Origin of the sequence: Geothrix sp. (assembly GCF_020622065.1) — a bacterium.
GTDB lineage: Bacteria > Acidobacteriota > Holophagae > Holophagales > Holophagaceae > Geothrix.
Map to the genome: position 1 here is coordinate 916,467 of NZ_JAHRYQ010000001.1, position 15,548 is coordinate 932,014.

The window sequence follows — 15,548 nt, forward strand, 5'->3', positions numbered from 1 at the left end:
GGGGAGTTTCACCAGTCTAGCAAGGCCGAGGCCAGCTCCCGGGAACTGTGACCAAAGGCGAGGGCCATCGGCGCCAGCGACCAGGCGGGCATCCGGGCGGCCCACCGGGCCATGAAGGCGGCCCGGTCCTGGGCCAGGGGGCGGTTGGGGTCCTGGCCGGCTCGTGCCCAGGCCCGGGCGGGCGCTTCCGCCAGCCAGAGGGGGGCGAAGCCGGCGGCCTGCACCGCCGCCCGGTTGGCGGGGGATTCCCAGGCCCCGCCCCCCAGGGCCACCACGGCCTGCACGGCCAGCAGGCCCGGGAGCAGGGCCGACTCCAGCGCCCTGAAGGCGGGCTCGCCGTCGGCGGAGAAGATCTCGGCCACCGGGCGCCCCTCGCGGGCCTCGATGGCCTCGTCCAGGTCGTGGAAGGGCAGGGCCAGGCGCTCAGCCAACTCGCGACCCAGGGTGGTTTTGCCGGCCCCGCTGCCGCCGATGATCGCGAGGCCCTGGCCGCACCGAAACGGCGGGCGCACCCGCCAGCGCTGCCGCTGGATCTCCCAGCCCAGGGCCGCGGGGTCGTCTGTTCGGTGGACTTCGCCCACCATGGCCAGGGACTCGGCCCCGGCCTCGAAGCAGGTGGCGGCATCCGCGAGCGTCAGGCCTCCGATGGCCACGGGCGCGAGGCCCTGGGCCCGCAGCGCGGCACAGCCGGCCCGCAGTCCCTCCAGCCCGATGGGCGCGGCGTGGCCGGCCTTGGTGCGCGTGCCGCGGAAGGGTCCCACTCCGGCGTGGTCGCAGGCGGCATCCACGGCTTTCCATTCACCGGCCTCATGGGTGGAGGCGCCCAGATGGGCTCCAGCCAGGCCGGGCAGCCGCCTGGCTTCGGCGGCAGGCAGGTCGCCCTGGCCCAGGTGCAGACCCCAGGGCGCCAGATCCTCCCGAGCCGCCAGCATGGCCAAGTCCGCCCGATCGTTCACGCAGACCATGGGCCAGCCGCCATTCGCCGCGGCTTCCGTCAGGGTGGCGTGCAATTCGATCCATTGCTCCTTCGCCTCGAGCGGTTTGCCCCGGAACTGCACCAACGGGAAGCCGGCCTCGCCCAGCCGTCGGATCTGCGCGGACAGCGATTCGCTGCGCGTGGCGTCGGTGATCGGATAGAGGGGCGGCAAGGAGAGCATGGAGATCCAGTCTACAGGCTCCAAACCCGCCAGCTAGGCCGCTTCGCCGTCCGCGAACTGCAGCCGCACCAACTTGGCGTAGACGCCATCCTGGCTGATGAGGTCGTCGTGGGTGCCGCGCTCGACGAGGGCACCCTGATCCATGACCCAGATCTCATCGGCGTCGCGGATGGTGGACAGGCGGTGGGCGATGGTGAAGGTGGTGAGGCGGTGGCTCACGCGCTCAATGACGGTCTGGATCTTGGCCTCGGTCTCGGAATCGATGTTGGCGGTGGCCTCGTCCAGCAGCAGGACGGCGGGCTCCAGGTAGAGCATGCGGGCGAAGGCCAGCAGCTGCCGCTCCCCGGCGCTGAGCTTCTGCCCACGCTCGCCCACCTGGGTGTCCAGGCCCTGGGGCAGGCGGCCCACCAGGTCCTTGAGCTGGCTCTGCTCCAGGACAGAGGTCAGGCGGGCCTCGTCCATGGGCCGATCCAGCACGATGTTGTCGCGCAGGGTGCCGGAGAAGACGAAGACATCCTGGAGCACCAGGCCGAAGAGGTCGCGCAGGCTGCGGATCTTGAGCTCCCGCACATCCACGCCATCCACGGTGATCCGGCCCTCGTGCACATCGTAGAAGCGCATCAGCAGGTTGATGAGGGTGCTCTTGCCGGCCCCGGTGTGGCCCACCACGGCGATGCGCTTGCCCTTGGGGATGAGGCCGCTGAGGCCGCGCACGACCTTCCGGCCGCCTTCCTCGTAGGCGAAGGTCACCTCGTCGAACCGGATCTCCCCGGCGAAGACGGCGGGCTTGGCCCCCGGCGCTTCGGGGATCTCCTCGCGGTTGTCCAACAGCCGGAAGATGCGTTCGCTGGAAGCCAGGGCGGTCTGCATCACATTGTACCGTTCCGCCAGTTCACGGATGGGCCGGAAGAAGCGGCTGGACTGCTGGATGAAGGCCAGCAGCAGGCCCCAGGTGATGGCCCCGGCCTGGAGCTTGAAGCCCGCGTAGAAGATGAGCGCCGCCAAGGTGCCGGAGGTGATGAACTCGACGACGGGAAAGAACACGGCGTAGGCGAAGATCGTGCGCAGGAAGGCCTGGAAGTAGTCCTCGTTGAGGTCGCGGAACTGCTGGCGGCTGTGCGCTTCCTGGGCGTTGACCTGCACGAGGCCCATGCCCGAGATCTGCTCCTGGAGGAAGGCGTTGATGGCGGCGTAGCGCCGCTGGGTTTCGCGGAAGGCCTCGCCCGCCCGGCGGCGGAAGACCTCCGTCGCCACCAGCAGGAAGGGCAGGATGCCCAGCGCCACCAGGGCCATGCCGGGGTGGGTCCAGAACATCCAGGCCACGATGGCCAGCAGGGAGAGCGCATCCCCCACGATGGCCACGAAGCCCGAGGCGAACATTTCATTCAGGTTCTGGACATCGCTGGTGACGCGGGTCATGAGACGGCCCACGGGATTCCGGTGGAAGAACTCCGTACTGCGGCCCATGAGGTGCGCGAAGAGCTGGACGCGGAGGTCGAGCATGGCCTTCTGGCCGACCTTGGCCAGGAGGAAGTAGCGGGCGAAGCTGACGAGGAAGCCCGCGATGAGCACGCCGAAGAAGCCCGCCACCATGGGCGCGGCACCCTTCAGGCTGCCCTGGCCCATGAAGCGGTTGATGAGGCGCAGGGTGAGTTCCGAGGGCAGCACCTCGAGGAAGGCGCCGAGGGCCATCAGGATCAGGAGGGCCAGAAGCGCCGCCCACTGGGGACGGAGGTAGCCGGCGAGCCGCCACAGCAGGGCATGGCGCATGGGGCGCTGGTCGACCCGGTCGGATTGGAAGAAAGCTCCCTGTTCGGACATGGGGCCATTCTCCCACAGGCGGCCCAAATCCTGCGGGAACCGGGACGGATCTCCGGAGCGCCGGTAAAGTAGGGGGATCCCCGGAGATGCCATGGGCCCCTGGACTTTGACCTTCCTCGCCGCGGCCCTCGTGGCGCCGGTGCCGCCCTCCGGCTCCGAGACGGCCGTGGCCGCCCGGCTGCGTCGCGATGTGGGCTACCTGGCCTCGCCCGCCCTCAAGGGCCGCGGCAACGGCTACCCCGAGCTGGAGCAGGCCGCCGGCCGCATCGCGCGGGAATGGAAGGCTCTGGGGCTGAAAGCGCAGATCCAGCGGTTCCCCTTCATCGCCAAGGTGGTGCGTGAGCAGCAGGAGGCCGTGCTGCTTCACGGTGATGAAGGTCGACCCCTGGTGTGGGGCCGCGACCTCGAGGCCCTGGGCTTCAGCGGGGACGCGGATTTCCGGAACAAGCCCCTGGCCTTCCTGGGCTACGGCGTGCAGATTCCCGGCGGGTATGACGACCTGGCGGGCATCGAACTGAAGGGCCGTGTGGCGGTGATCGCCCGGGCCGTGCCGGATCTGGATGCCTTCGCCCACCTGCCCCGGGGCGAGCGGAGCCTGCTGGCCCGCCTCAAGCGACTGGAGACGGCTCAGGTGGCCGCGGTCCTCGTGCTGGAAGAGGGGGGACTCCGGCCCCTGCAACGGGAAGAGGGGCCCGTGAAGTTCGACATCCCGGTCCTGGGCCTCTCTCCGGAGGCGCTCGGTGCGGCCTGCGGGGATCTCCAGGCCCGGTTCAAGACCATCAAGGCGACGGGCAAGCCCGCCAGCCAGGACTTCATCTATGCCCCCTGGACCGCCCTCACGCTGAAGCTGAAGCTCCGCCGCGAAGAAGCCCAGGTGCCCAATGTGGTGGCGGTGATCCCCGGCCGGGATCCCAAGCTCCGGAAGGAATACATCGTCCTCGGTGCGCACCTCGACCACCTCGGCCTGGGCGAGCGGCACAGCATGGGCGGCGCCGAGGCCCGCGGCCAGGTGCATCCCGGCGCCGACGACAATGCCTCGGGGTCGGCGATGGTGGTGGAATTGGCGCGGGAACTGAAGAAGGCCCGGCCCCGGCGCTCCATCCTGCTCATGCATTTCGGGGGCGAGGAGGAGGGCCTGCTGGGCTCGAGCTACTGGGTGCAGCACCCGACCCACCCCCTGGAATCCGTGAAGTTCATGCTCAACTTCGACATGGTGGGCCGCCTGGATCCCAAGGCGCCCAAGCTGATGATGGGTGGCCTGGGCGCCCCGAAATCCGCCGTGGAGGCAGCCAAGAGGTTCGCCCCCGAGGGCTTCGCCATCAGCGCCGATGTGGGCGCCAGCGTGGGCGGCTCGGACCACATGAGCTTCTCGCAGGCGAAGATCCCCACCTTCTTCTTCTTCACCGGCATCCACGGCGAGTACCACCGGCCCACGGACACGGCGGACCGCATCAACTTCGAGGGCATGGCGAAGCTCGCGCCCTTCGGGCGGGCGGTGGTACTGGATCTGGCCAACGCCGACACGCTGCCCGCCTTCGATCCGGAGACCGCCAAGCTGCCCATGAAGGGCGACGGCGGCCCCATGCGCATCGCCTTCGGCACCATCCCGGACTACTCGGACAACCCGAAGGGCTTCCGCATCAACGGCGTCTCCAAGGGCTCCACCGCCGAGGCGCTCGGCCTCCAAGCCGGCGATATCCTCACGAAGTTCGGCGAACGGCCCATCAAGAGCATCTACGACTTCATGGCCGCCCTGGGTGCCCACAAGCCTGGGGACAAGGCCCTGATCCAATGGCTGCGCGGCGAGCAGACCATGCAGGCGGAAGACACTCTGCGGGGTCGCCCATGAGGCTTGCCACGCCCTCCGGCTTCGCCACGGAGGTCTTCCTGCTGGAGGCCCCGGACAAGGGCCTGTTGCCGGATGGCCACTGGACCCTGGTGGGTGACATGCGCCTGCGGGAGGCCTGGACGGGCGCGGGCATGCCCGAGCCGGGCGATGCCCTGTGGGTGACGGTGCCCGAAGAGGAGAAGAAGCTGCGCACCGTGATTCCCTGGCTGGAGCACTGGGCCCGGGTGCCTCTCCACCGGGATGCCACGGTGGTGGCCCTGGGCGGCGGTGTGGTCTCGGACCTGGTGGGACTGGGCGCGGCGCTCTACCTGCGCGGCGTGGCCTGGCAGGTCTGGCCCACGACCCTCCTGGCCATGGCGGATGCCTCCCTGGGCGGCAAGACCGGCGCCGATCTGGCCGCGGGCAAGAATCTGGTGGGGGCCTTCCACCCCCCCAAGCGCCTCGTGGCCTGCACGGGATTCCTGAAGGACCTCCCCGCGCGCCACCTCGAGAACGGCCGCTGGGAGCTGATCAAGACCGCCCTGATCCAGGGCGAGATGGCCTGGGCGATGGAGATGCTCCAGGACGGACCGGTCCGGTTCGCCTGGGTGGAGCGGGCCCTCGCCTACAAGGCCGGGGTGGTGCACCGCGATCCCCGCGAGGCGGGCGAGCGGCGTCTGCTGAACCTGGGCCACACCCTCGGCCATGCCCTCGAGGCCGCCTCGGGCTACCGGCTGCTCCACGGCGAGGCGGTGGGGTTGGGTCTGCTGGGCGCCTGCCTGTTGGCGGAGGAGCAGGGCCTGAAGCCCTTCCCTCCAGACCTTCTCGACCTCCTGGTTCGGCGCCTGACGCCCTTGGCGACCCTCATCGCCCCCTGGCCCGCCTGCCTGCCGCTGCTGCACCGCGACAAGAAGGCCAAGCGCGCGTCCGGCCACACCGAGGAGGCGCCCGCCACGGAAGTCCACTGCATCCTGCCGCGCCCCGGCGAATCCGCCATCCAGCGCGCGCTGGCGCCCCGCGTCTGGGAAGTCCCCCATGCCCGTCTCATCGACCTGCTCGACCACGAGGCCCACCGTGCCTGATGTCCGACTCTCCCTTCTCGGGGCCCTCCTTGCGGCTTCCCTCTACGCCGCGCCTCCGGACGATGCGCGTGCGCTGATGCTCCAGGCCCGTGCCCTCCAGCTGCGGGGTGGGGGCGAGGACCCCGCGGCGGCGGCGGCGCTCTACAAGCGCGTGGTGGCCCTGGTGCCGGGCAGCGCGGAGGCCCACCTGCGGTTGTCCGAGGCCCTCCAGGAAGCCCAGGATCCAGCGGCCGCGCTGGCCTCGGCCCGCCGGGCCGTGGAATTGGCGCCAGGCAATGCCGAGGCCCGGGCCCACCTGGGCCTGCTGCTCTACCAACTCGCCCAGAAGGATGCGGCGCGGTGGCCGGAAGCCGTGAAGGAGCTGCGGGCGGCGACGATCCTGCTGCCCCAGGATCCCGAGCTCTGGGCCCGCCTGGGGGAGGCCTCCGAGCAGGTGAAGGATGGCGAAGGGGCCCTGCGTGCCTGGCTCCGCCTGGGCCGCATCCGCCCGAGCTTCATGCCGGCCTGGGAACATGCGGCCATCCAGGCCCGGGCCCAGCAGAACTACGAGGGGCGGCGGGAATCGGTGCTGGCCCTGAACGCCCGGAGCCCCGAGGATCGCCACCTCCGCATGCTGGAGGAGCTGGCCCGGGAGCAGATCCAGGCCGGGTATCTGGCGCACGCCGAGGAGAGCTTCCTGCTCCTGGCCCGGCACCTGCCCCAGGAGCCCGGGCTTTGGGAGAATGTGGCCCTGGTGAGGCTGCAGACCTCCCGCTTCGAGGAGGCCCTGGAGACCCTGGCCCGCGCGGAGGCCCTGAAACCCACGCCCCGTCTTTCCTTCAACACCGCGCTGGCCCAGATGAACCTGGGGCAGTTCCCGGCGGCTGAAGCGCGGCTCCGGAAGCTGGTGGACCAGGACATCGAGGAGGCGCGCATCGCCGACGGGGCTCAGGCCCTCTACGCCGAGGCGCTCCTGCTCCAGGGCAAGGGGCGCGAGCTGCTGGATTTCCTGCGCCACCACCCGGCCCGAACCCGGGTCGCAGGCGAACTCCAGGTCTTCACCTGCCAGGCCCACATCAGCGGCAACGACTGGAAGAGCGCCCTGGCCGCCCTGCAGGAGGGTATCGAGAAATTTCCCAAGGTTCCCTTCTTCCAGCAGGCCTCTGAGCTTCCACCCAAGTACCTGGAGTACCGGTTCTTCGCCCGCAAGGAGGCCCGCGCGGCCCTCGAGCAGCTCCACCTCGAGGGCATGGCGGCCATCTGGTCGGAATTCCGGCGCTGGGACAAGTGCCTCGAGTGCCTCGAGAAGGCCCGGACCCTGGGGCCCGTGCGGGGCGCGGACATCCTGATCATGCAGAGCAGCGCCTACGAGCAGGTGGGCCGTCCCGACGATTCGCTGCGGGTGCTGCGCGAGGCCCAGAAGATGGACCCGACCAATCCCCTGGTGCAGAACAACCTCGGCTACCTCCTCCTGGAGCGGGAGCTGAACCTGGAGGAGGCCGCGACCCTCATCGAGGCCAGCGCCAAGGCCACGCCGGACAATGGCAATGTGGTGGACAGCCTGGGCTGGGCCCAGTTCAAGCTGGGCCGCCTCGACGAGGCCGAAGCCACCCTCCGCCGCGCAGCGGAGGTGAGCCCGTTCAGCCCCGAGGTCCGCAAGCACCTTGGCGAAGTCCTGGTGAAGCAGGGGAAGCTGGCCGAAGCCGCCGAGCAGTGGGAGCGCGCCCTGGCCTTCGTCTTCCCGGACCGGAGCGCCCTGGAGAAGCGCCTGGGCGAGCTCCGCATCCGCATGGCCAAGGAGCAGGCCAAGAAGGTTCAGGAGACGCCACCTCCGGTGTCGGGCGCCGATCCCGTGCCTGATCCCGTGCCCGACGACGACGGGGAGGACCAGCCTTGATGCCGCTCCAGGTCCCCCCCGCCCAGACCGCCCCGGCCCCGGCGGCACCCATCCGCGCCCAGTACGGATGGGGGTATTCGGGTGCCGACGGCGAAGGCACAGGCACCCTCAGCCTGCTCATGGAGCCGGGCTCGGGCCGCCTCGTGGCCGAGCTGCACGGGCTGGGCGAACGGCTGCTGCTGCTGGAGGGCGACCGGGCCGCCGGGTACCACCTCCAGGTGCCGCGGCAGAAGCTCGATCAGAAGGCCGCCTCTCTCGCCGCGTTGCCGCTGCCCTTCCTCCCCCAGGTGGTCAGCGTCGAGGCCCTGCTGCGCCTGCTCCGCACCGGCGAAGGAACCGGGGTGTCCGTGCAGAAGAAGGATGCCCAGGGTCCGCTGAAGCTCCACTGGCGGGGCAAGGACCTCCGGGGACGGGACGAGCAGGTGTGGCTCGACCGGAAGCGGTGGGACGAGGGGAAGTAGCCTTCCGTTTCCCGTTCCCGCTGAGATCGTCGCGTGCGCGGCGATCTCAGGGAACCGGCTTGGCCGGGGGAGCGGGCCTGCCGGCGGCGATCCAGGCGTTGAGCACGGCGTCGCCGAGGTGTTTTCCGGCCAGCTGGAGCTGCCGCTTCGCCACCGGGCCCTGCTTGGCTCCGAAGATCAGCCAATAGGCCTGGGTGCGGAGCTTGCCGCGATCTCCCAGGGGCGTGGTGCGGTCGGCGCTGCGGTCGTCCTCCAGCAGCTGCGGCAGAAGCGCGTGAGACGCCTGGAGCCAGTCCCAGGGGCGGGTCAGGAAAGCTGGATCCGCCTCCGCCGGCAGGGCTTCCAGGTCCCCCGGCTGGAGGAACCGCTCCACCAACCCGGTCTCCCAGCGGCTGTGGATGCCCCGCTGGTTCGTGGCCTGGCCATCGTGGTTCAGGGTGGTGTGCAGGGGCACATGCGAATCCGCGATGTAGTGGCCCAGAATCGAGGTGGCGAGGGCCACCCGGGCCGGATCGCCGGAACGGAAGGCCTCGACCAGGTCGTGCCAGCGGTCCTGGATGATCCAGGGCACCACGCCCAGCCGGTGGAAGTCGCCCCCGAGCCTCTCGCGGGCCTCCTCGAGGGTGCGCGGGAGGTGGTCAGGCCCGCCATACGGCTCCATGTCCAGGAAGTGCCGGGGGCCCTCCTTGCGATCCTGGCGCCAGTGGTCGGGATCCGAGGCATGGTCCTCCACCTCGCCTTCGCGGCCCGCGAACCAGGCGCGCGGGTCCGGAGGCAGGCCCTTCAACGCCAGGGCGCTGGCGATCCGATGGCCCTTGTCGCCCCAGGCGGACAGGGGCAGCGTGGCCGCAAGCAGCAGCGGAAGCAGCAGGCGCTTCATTCCGCCTATTCCGGGATGGTGCCGGTCCGCTCCCAGCGGGTGCGGGTGAAGAAGTGGCGGGCCGCATCGATGAAGTCGGTGGCCACATCCGCGGGGCCTTCAGGCACCCGGCCGTTGTCGTTGTCCGTATCGCCCTCGCGGAAGCTCCACCACACGATGAAGGGACGGCCCCGCAGGTGGTCGACAGGCAGGAAGCCCCAGTAGCGGCTGTCCATGCTGTTGTCCCGGTTGTCGCCCATGGCGAAGAGGTGGCCGGGCGGCACGGTGACGGGGCCCATGTTGTCCTTGAACCCCTCCTGGATGAGGCTGTTCATGGACTGCATCTGGTTCCGCGCGTGGAGCGCCATCACTTCGGCATCGGCGTGGCGCCAGAGGCCCACGGGCCGCTCGGCCTCGCCGGCGTAGCGCTCGGGGGGCCAGGGGCCGGGCGTGGGGCCTTCGGGGCTGCGGCCGAACTGGTGTTCGAAGGGGCCGGTGACCTGCTTGCCGTTCACGAAGAGGCGCTTGTTGCGCATCTCCACGGTGTCTCCCGGCAGGGCCACGCAGCGCTTCACATAGTCCTGGTCGCGGTCGATGGGGTAGCGGAACACGATGATGTCGCCGCGCTTCACGCCGCGCATGGGGAAGAGGGCCTCCTCCCAGGCCCACTGGGGCTGGGCGAAGATGAACTTGTTGGCCAGCAGGTGGTCGCCGATCATCAGCGTGTTGCGCATGGAGGCTGAAGGGATCTTGAACTGCTGGCCCACGAAGGCCTTGAAGAACAGGATCAGCACCATGGCGAAACAGATCACTTCCAGGTTGTCGCGCACGGCCCCCTTGGCGGCGCCGGGCGGCAGGGCGATCTCGGTCTCGGCGGTCGGGTCAGGGGTGGTGTCAACGGCCATGAAGGCTCCGGAAAGGGTCGATCAGGGACGCGGGCTGGCGGGCAGGTCCACGAAACCCCGGGCCACCAGCCGGTTGACGGTCACCCAGGTGCCGGCGCGCTCCTCCTGGGATTCCACCTCGCCCAGGTTGGGCAGGTAGAGGGTGCGGTGCCGAGGTCCCTGGAGCGGCCGGGCCTCCACCCACACGCCCACGGTGGCGGCGGTGGCCGGTAGGATCGCCGCGCCGTCCCAGGCCGCCCGGCCGATGACGCGGAACTGCGTGCCCCGGTCCTCCCAGGCGGCGGTCTGGGGGAAACCCGGAGGCAGCGTCTGGGCCAACGCGCGGCCATCCTCTCCGAGCAGGGTGATGCCCCCATCCTGGTGCCGGGCCACGAAGCTCAGCTGGCCCCGGAGGCTGGTGAGGTCGAGCTGGACGAGGCGGGGCGCGCCGGGGCTCACGGAGGAGCGGGCGACCCGGACCTGCAGACGATCCTGGGAGCGCTGGGGCTGGGGCAGGGACGGATCCTCGAACGCGAGGGTCAGGCCCTCCTCCCAGGGCGCGTACACCGGGGCGGCCGCGCGGGGCTGGCAGGCCAGCGAGAACACCAGGGCCGTGGGGACCAGAACCTTCCAGGCCGCGTGCATTAGCGGGGCCCCTTGTTGAACTTGGCCATCAGATCGGACAGCGAGGAGTTGGTGGCCGGGGCTACGGGCTCGCGTTTGGCCGGGGACTGCGAAGGGCGGGTCTCTCGCTCGGGGCGAGGGGGACGGTTCCCTTCAGGCCGGAGCGCGCTGGCCCCTTCGGGCCGGGGCGGACGGGGCCCCTGGGGCCGAGGTGGCCGGGCGCCCTCGGCCCGGGGGGGGCGGGGACCGTCGATTCTGGGTGGGCGGGCGCCGGCCTGGGGCCGGGCCTGATTGCCCTCGGGCCGGTTGGGCCGGCGGCGGTGCTGGGGCGGAGCTCCCGACGCGCCTGCGGCCGCGCCCTGGGGCGCCGCCAGCAGGGCCTTGATGGACAGGGCGATGCGCTTGGCCTGCAGGTCCACCGCCAGCACTTTCACCTTCACGGCCTGGCCCACGCTGAGGGCATCCGCGGGGTTCTTCACATAGCGGTGGGCGATTTCGGAGAGGTGCACCAGGCCGTCCTGGTGGACGCCCACATCCACGAAGGCGCCGAAGTCGGTCACATTCGTGACGATGCCCTGGAGCTCCATGCCGACTTCCAGGTCGCTGGGCTTGTTCACGCCCTCACGGAACTGGACGATCTCGAACTGGTGTCGGGGGTCGCGGCCGGGCTTCTTCAGTTCGGCCAGGATGTCCTTCACGGTTTCCACGCCGAACTTCTCGTCGACGAGGAGCTTCGGATCCAGGGCATCCAGCACGGTGTCGTTGCCGATGAGCTCGGGCACAGTCTTGCCCGCCAGCTGGCAGATGCGCTGCACCACGGGGTAGCTCTCGGGGTGCACGGCGGAGGCATCCAGGGGATCCTCGCCGTCGTGGATGCGGAGGAAACCCGCGGCCTGCTGGAAGGCTTTGGCGCCGAAGCGGCTGATCTCCAGGAGCTGTTCGCGGCGCTTGAAGGCGCCGTGCTCGAAGCGGTGGGTCACGATGTTCTTCGCCAGGCCCTCGCCGATGCCTGCCACATAGGCCAGCAGCTTGTACGAGGCGCTGTTGAGATCCACGCCCACGCGGTTCACGCAGCTCTCCACCACATCGTCCAGGCCCTTCTTGAGGGCGGTCTGGTTCACATCGTGCTGGTACTGGCCCACGCCGATGCTCTTGGGATCGACCTTCACCAGTTCGGCCAGGGGATCCTGGAAGCGGCGGGCAATGCTCACGGCGCCGCGCACGGTGACATCGTGCTCGGGGAACTCCTCCCGGGCGATGTCGCTGGCGGAGTAGACCGAGGCGCCCGCCTCGCTCACGCTCACGCAGATGAGGCCCGTGCGGTTCGTCTCCTTCAGCCACTCGCGGATGAAGGCCTCCACCTCGCGGCCGCCAGTGCCGTTGCCGATGGCGATGGCCTCGATGGGATTTCCGGTGCAGAGCTTCTCGAGGATGGCGCGGCTGCCATCGAGATCGCGCTTGGGCTCCAGGGGATAGATCACCTCGTTCTGCACGAGCTGGCCCAGGCGGTTGATGACCACCAGCTTGCAGCCGGTGCGGATGCCGGGGTCCACGCCCAGGGTGCAGCGCTGGCCCGCGGGGGGCGCCAGCAGCAGGTGGTCGAGGTTGGTCTGGAACACCTTGATGGCCTCGGCATCGGCCTTCTTCTTGGCCTCGTAGCGGACTTCGGACTCGATGGTGGGGGCCAGCAGGCGGTCGAAGGCGTCGCCCGCCACCTCGTTGAGGAAACGGCGGTAGCCGCTGCCGGGGTTCGCCGGCACCTTGGACACCAGCTGGGAGACCAGGTTCTCGCGTTCCACCAGGAGCTTGACGGTGAGGATCTCCTCCTTCTCGCCGCGGCGCAGGGCCAGCAGGCGGTGGCTGGGGATCTTGCGGATGGGCTCCGAGAAGTCGAAGTAGGGCTTGAACCGCAGCGCGGCCTGGTCCGCCTTGCGCTCCTCGCGGACCTCGGACTTCAACACGCCCTGCTCATGGAACTCCAGGCGCAGCCAGGCGCGGAGGGCGGCATCCTCGGACAACCGCTCCGCCAGGATGTGGCCCGCACCCTCCATGCACTCCGAGGGCGACCGCAGGCCGTCCTCGTCTTTGATGAAGGGTTCTGCGATGACGAAGGGGTCGGCCCCGCTCTCGTCGGCCAGCAGGGAATCCAGCAGGGGCTCCAGGCCCCGCTCCCTGGCCACCGTGGCCTTGGTGCGCTTCTTGGGCTTGTAGGGCAGGTAGAGATCCTCGAGTTCCGCCTTTACCCAGGTGGTCTCGATCTTGGCCTTCAGCTCGGGGCTGAGCTTGCCCTGCTCGTCGATGGACTTCAGCACGGTCTTCCGGCGGTCCAGCAGGTCCTTGTAGTAGGCATGGCGGTCTTCGACGGCGCGGATGGCCACTTCGTCGAGCGAGCCGGTCGCCTCCTTCCGGTAGCGGGCGATGAAGGGCACCGTGTTGCCCTCCTCCAGCAGCGCCACGATGGCGGCGACGCCAGCGCGGGGGAGCTTCAACTCCTTGGCCATGAGGTCGAGCACTTGATCCACACCTGCTCCTTGCGCTCCCGAAATCGGGGGAAAGGCGATGATACCAAGGGGGCGCGGATCTGGCCTCCTCTGGGGTCCAGATCGGCGTCAGAGCGAGATTTTTCGCCGCTGGCCTGCGGGGGCGCGCTCCAGCGAACGCAAGGTTTTCTTCCAATGGAGGGCGTCGAGGCCCGTGCCGATCACCACGGCCACGCAGGCCGCCGCCGTGCCATCCCCCTGCAGCGGCAGGGGCGAAATTTCCAGGCGGCCATCCGCCAGCTGGAAGGCCCAGCGATCGCTGCCGTCGTTGCGGACGGCCCAGCCCTCGAAGACGCAGACGCCCTTGGCGCGCAGGAGCTCGCCCTGAGCTGGGGGCGCCAAGAGCAGGGCTTCCAGGGCCGCGGGGTCCACCGGGTGGTCCCAGTGCAGGCTGAAGGAGCGCGCCGCCGCGAAGCTGGTGTCACCGGCGGCTTCCCAGCCTTCGGGGAGCGGACGCAGATCGCCCCGCCAGGGATCGGGGCCGCCCTCGGGGGCCTCGCCGTGGCGCGTGGGCACCAGCGGGATCTGCCGGAAGGCCGTGCGCAGCTCGCCTTCCCAGGCCACCGCCGCCGAAGGGTCGAGATCGCCCTTGCTGAGGTGGATGAGGCTGGCAAGGGCTGCCTGGCGGTGGAGCAGGGGCCTGGTCTTGAGGTGATCGACAGGAGCCAGGCAAGAGATGACGGTGAGCAGGCCCGCCAGACGCAGGCGCCCCGCCAGGGCCGGCTCCTGTTCCAGGTCGAGGAGGTCCGTGGGATCGGCCAGGCCCGTGGTCTCCAGCACCACGCGCTCGGGGCGCTGGCCCTCGGGCTGGTCGCACCAGGCCTGGAGGGTGGCCACCACATCGTTCCGCAGGCTGCAGCAGACGCAGCCGTTCACCAGGTTCTCCACGCCCGCCAGCTCGGGCCGCTCCGCATCCACCAGGGTGCCGTCCACGCTGACGGCGCCGAACTCGTTGATGAGCACCGCCACCCGGCGTCCTCCGGCCACTTCGGCTTTCAGAAGGCGATTCACGACCGTGGTCTTCCCGGCACCCAGGGGGCCGGTGACGATGAGGACTTCCAGGGGGGCGTGATCGGTCATCCCTCCATGATGCCGTTTGAATGCGAAATGTGAGAGCGTGGATGCGTGGATAGCCTCGACCTCAGCTACCGGGTGGCGGTCTCTCTGGCGGGCGCCGCCGCGCGGGCCTGTGCCCGGGGCCTGCCTGCTGGATGGCGGATGCGCCTGGAGGCGGAGGCGCCGGACCTGCCGGCGAACCGCTGGATCTGGCTGCATGCGGTGAGCGTGGGCGAGCTGCTTCTGGCCGAAGGGCTGGTGCGGCGCCTGCGGGATACGGGCCACACCCTGCACCTCAGCACCGGCACCCCTGCCGGGCTGGCGCTGCTGGCCCAGCGGCTTCCAGCCTGGGACGGGGACACTGGCCGCGTGAGCGGCGGCGCCTTTCCTTTGGATGATCCCGCGGGCCTGGAGCCCTTCCTGCGCCGGGCGCCTGGGGCCTTTCTCGCCCTGGAGACGGAGCTCTGGCCGGGGCTGCTGGCGGCGCTCGAGGCCCGCGGCATCCCGCGCCTGATCGTGAATGGGCGCCTGACGGAGAAATCCCTCGAGCGGGGCGGTCCCTGGCTCCGCCGGGCGGCCTCGCGCCTCAGTCTGGTGGCGGCCCGGGACGAGGCCAGCGCCGAGGCTTTCCGGCGCCTGGGGGCGCCGGTCGTGGCGCTCGGCGGCAACCTCAAGGCGGACCTTCCGCCCCCCCGGCCCCTGCATGAAGGGTGGGCGGCCCTGCGGGAGGCCTGGACCGAGCATCCCGTGGTGGTGGCGGGGAACACGGTGGAAGGTGAGGAGACATTGATTCTCGAAGCCTGGGCTCAGGCGCGCGGGCGGTTCCCGGGGCTGCGACTCATCCTGGCGCCCCGCCAGCCGCGCCGCTTCGAGGCCGCGGCCGCGATCCTGGCTGCCCGGGGAACCCCCTTCCGGCGGGCCTCCGCCTGGCCTGCTGACATCTCCTGGGCCTCGACGGAGGTGCTCCTGTTGGACACGCTCGGCGACCTGCCGGCGGTCTATGCCGAGGGCACCGTGGCCCTGGTGGCCGGAGGCTGGGCTGCGCCGGGCGGGCACAATCCCCTGGAGTCCATCCGGGCCGGGGTTCCGACGCTCCTGGGGCCGGGCTTCGCCAACTTCGGGGACCTCGTTCCGTCCCTGCGGGAGGCCGGGCTGCTCCAGGTGGTGGAGACTCCGGATCTGGCGGTCGCCCTGGTGGAGGCCCTGGCCGCAGCGCCCCTTCGGCCCATGGGCAAGGTCCCCCTGCCCGAGGGGCTGCGAGGCACCCTCGACCGCACCCTGGCCTTGCTCGAGCCGCATCTTGCGGCGCTGGGCGGTGGTCAGCCCGTTCCCATCGCCCGGGTGGGGCCCTAGAATCCAG

Annotated in this window: 12 protein-coding genes; 5 read left to right on the forward strand and 7 right to left on the reverse strand. The window is 70.4% G+C overall.

All coding sequences use genetic code 11. The annotated features are described in order from the left end of the window. Positions 1-8 precede the first annotated feature (8 nt). A complete protein-coding gene (locus tag QZ647_RS04245) occupies positions 9-1,157 on the reverse strand; it encodes a shikimate kinase (protein WP_291270974.1) in 1,149 nt (382 codons plus the stop codon). 33 nt (positions 1,158-1,190) lie between these two features. Beyond that, complete coding sequence (locus QZ647_RS04250; protein WP_291270975.1) at positions 1,191-2,978, reverse strand: ABC transporter ATP-binding protein; 1,788 nt, start codon at positions 2,976-2,978, stop codon at positions 1,191-1,193. Between the two features lie 91 nt (positions 2,979-3,069). Between QZ647_RS04250 and QZ647_RS04255 the strand changes: the two genes are divergently transcribed. From QZ647_RS04255 to QZ647_RS04270, 4 genes are read left to right on the forward strand one after another with little or no spacing between them, the layout of a single operon-like run. Then, on the forward strand, positions 3,070-4,827 hold the full coding sequence (locus tag QZ647_RS04255) for a M28 family peptidase (protein ID WP_291270976.1): 1,758 nt from the start codon (positions 3,070-3,072) through the stop codon (positions 4,825-4,827). Next, positions 4,824-5,888, forward strand: a complete 1,065-nt coding sequence (locus QZ647_RS04260; RefSeq protein ID WP_291270977.1) for a 3-dehydroquinate synthase family protein — start codon at positions 4,824-4,826, stop codon at positions 5,886-5,888. Before QZ647_RS04255 ends, QZ647_RS04260 begins: the two co-directional genes overlap by 4 nt. Then, positions 5,881-7,764 carry a tetratricopeptide repeat protein gene (locus tag QZ647_RS04265; RefSeq protein WP_291270978.1) on the forward strand — a complete coding sequence of 628 codons (1,884 nt, stop codon included), beginning with the start codon at positions 5,881-5,883 and terminating at the stop codon, positions 7,762-7,764. The genes QZ647_RS04260 and QZ647_RS04265 overlap by 8 nt, the downstream gene beginning before the upstream one ends. Continuing rightward, positions 7,764-8,225, forward strand: a complete 462-nt coding sequence (locus QZ647_RS04270; protein WP_291270979.1) for a hypothetical protein — start codon at positions 7,764-7,766, stop codon at positions 8,223-8,225. The genes QZ647_RS04265 and QZ647_RS04270 overlap by 1 nt, the downstream gene beginning before the upstream one ends. A 46-nt stretch (positions 8,226-8,271) precedes the next feature. On the opposite strand, the gene QZ647_RS04275 is transcribed toward QZ647_RS04270, so the two are convergent. The 5 genes from QZ647_RS04275 to QZ647_RS04295 all read right to left on the reverse strand — a co-directional run bounded on the left by QZ647_RS04275 (position 8,272) and on the right by QZ647_RS04295 (position 14,212). After that, complete coding sequence (locus tag QZ647_RS04275; RefSeq protein ID WP_291270980.1) at positions 8,272-9,105, reverse strand: S1/P1 nuclease; 834 nt, start codon at positions 9,103-9,105, stop codon at positions 8,272-8,274. A 5-nt stretch (positions 9,106-9,110) separates the two neighbouring features. Then, entirely contained in the window at positions 9,111-9,989 is an 879-nt protein-coding gene (gene lepB, locus QZ647_RS04280; RefSeq protein WP_291270981.1) for a signal peptidase I, read from the reverse strand. Positions 9,990-10,010: 21 nt separating this feature from the next. Further along, positions 10,011-10,613 carry a hypothetical protein gene (locus tag QZ647_RS04285; protein WP_291270982.1) on the reverse strand — a complete coding sequence of 201 codons (603 nt, stop codon included), beginning with the start codon at positions 10,611-10,613 and terminating at the stop codon, positions 10,011-10,013. Further along, a complete protein-coding gene (locus tag QZ647_RS04290) occupies positions 10,613-13,114 on the reverse strand; it encodes a Tex family protein (RefSeq protein WP_291270983.1) in 2,502 nt (833 codons plus the stop codon). Before QZ647_RS04290 ends, QZ647_RS04285 begins: the two co-directional genes overlap by 1 nt. Before the next feature lie 87 nt (positions 13,115-13,201). Next, positions 13,202-14,212 carry a CobW family GTP-binding protein gene (locus QZ647_RS04295; protein WP_291270984.1) on the reverse strand — a complete coding sequence of 337 codons (1,011 nt, stop codon included), beginning with the start codon at positions 14,210-14,212 and terminating at the stop codon, positions 13,202-13,204. Positions 14,213-14,257: 45 nt separating this feature from the next. Here QZ647_RS04295 and QZ647_RS04300 point away from each other — a divergent pair, with 45 nt between their 5' ends. Beyond that, positions 14,258-15,541: a glycosyltransferase N-terminal domain-containing protein gene (locus tag QZ647_RS04300; RefSeq protein ID WP_291270985.1), complete on the forward strand. Its 1,284-nt coding sequence runs from the start codon at positions 14,258-14,260 to the stop codon at positions 15,539-15,541. The last annotated feature ends 7 nt before the right edge of the window (positions 15,542-15,548 follow it).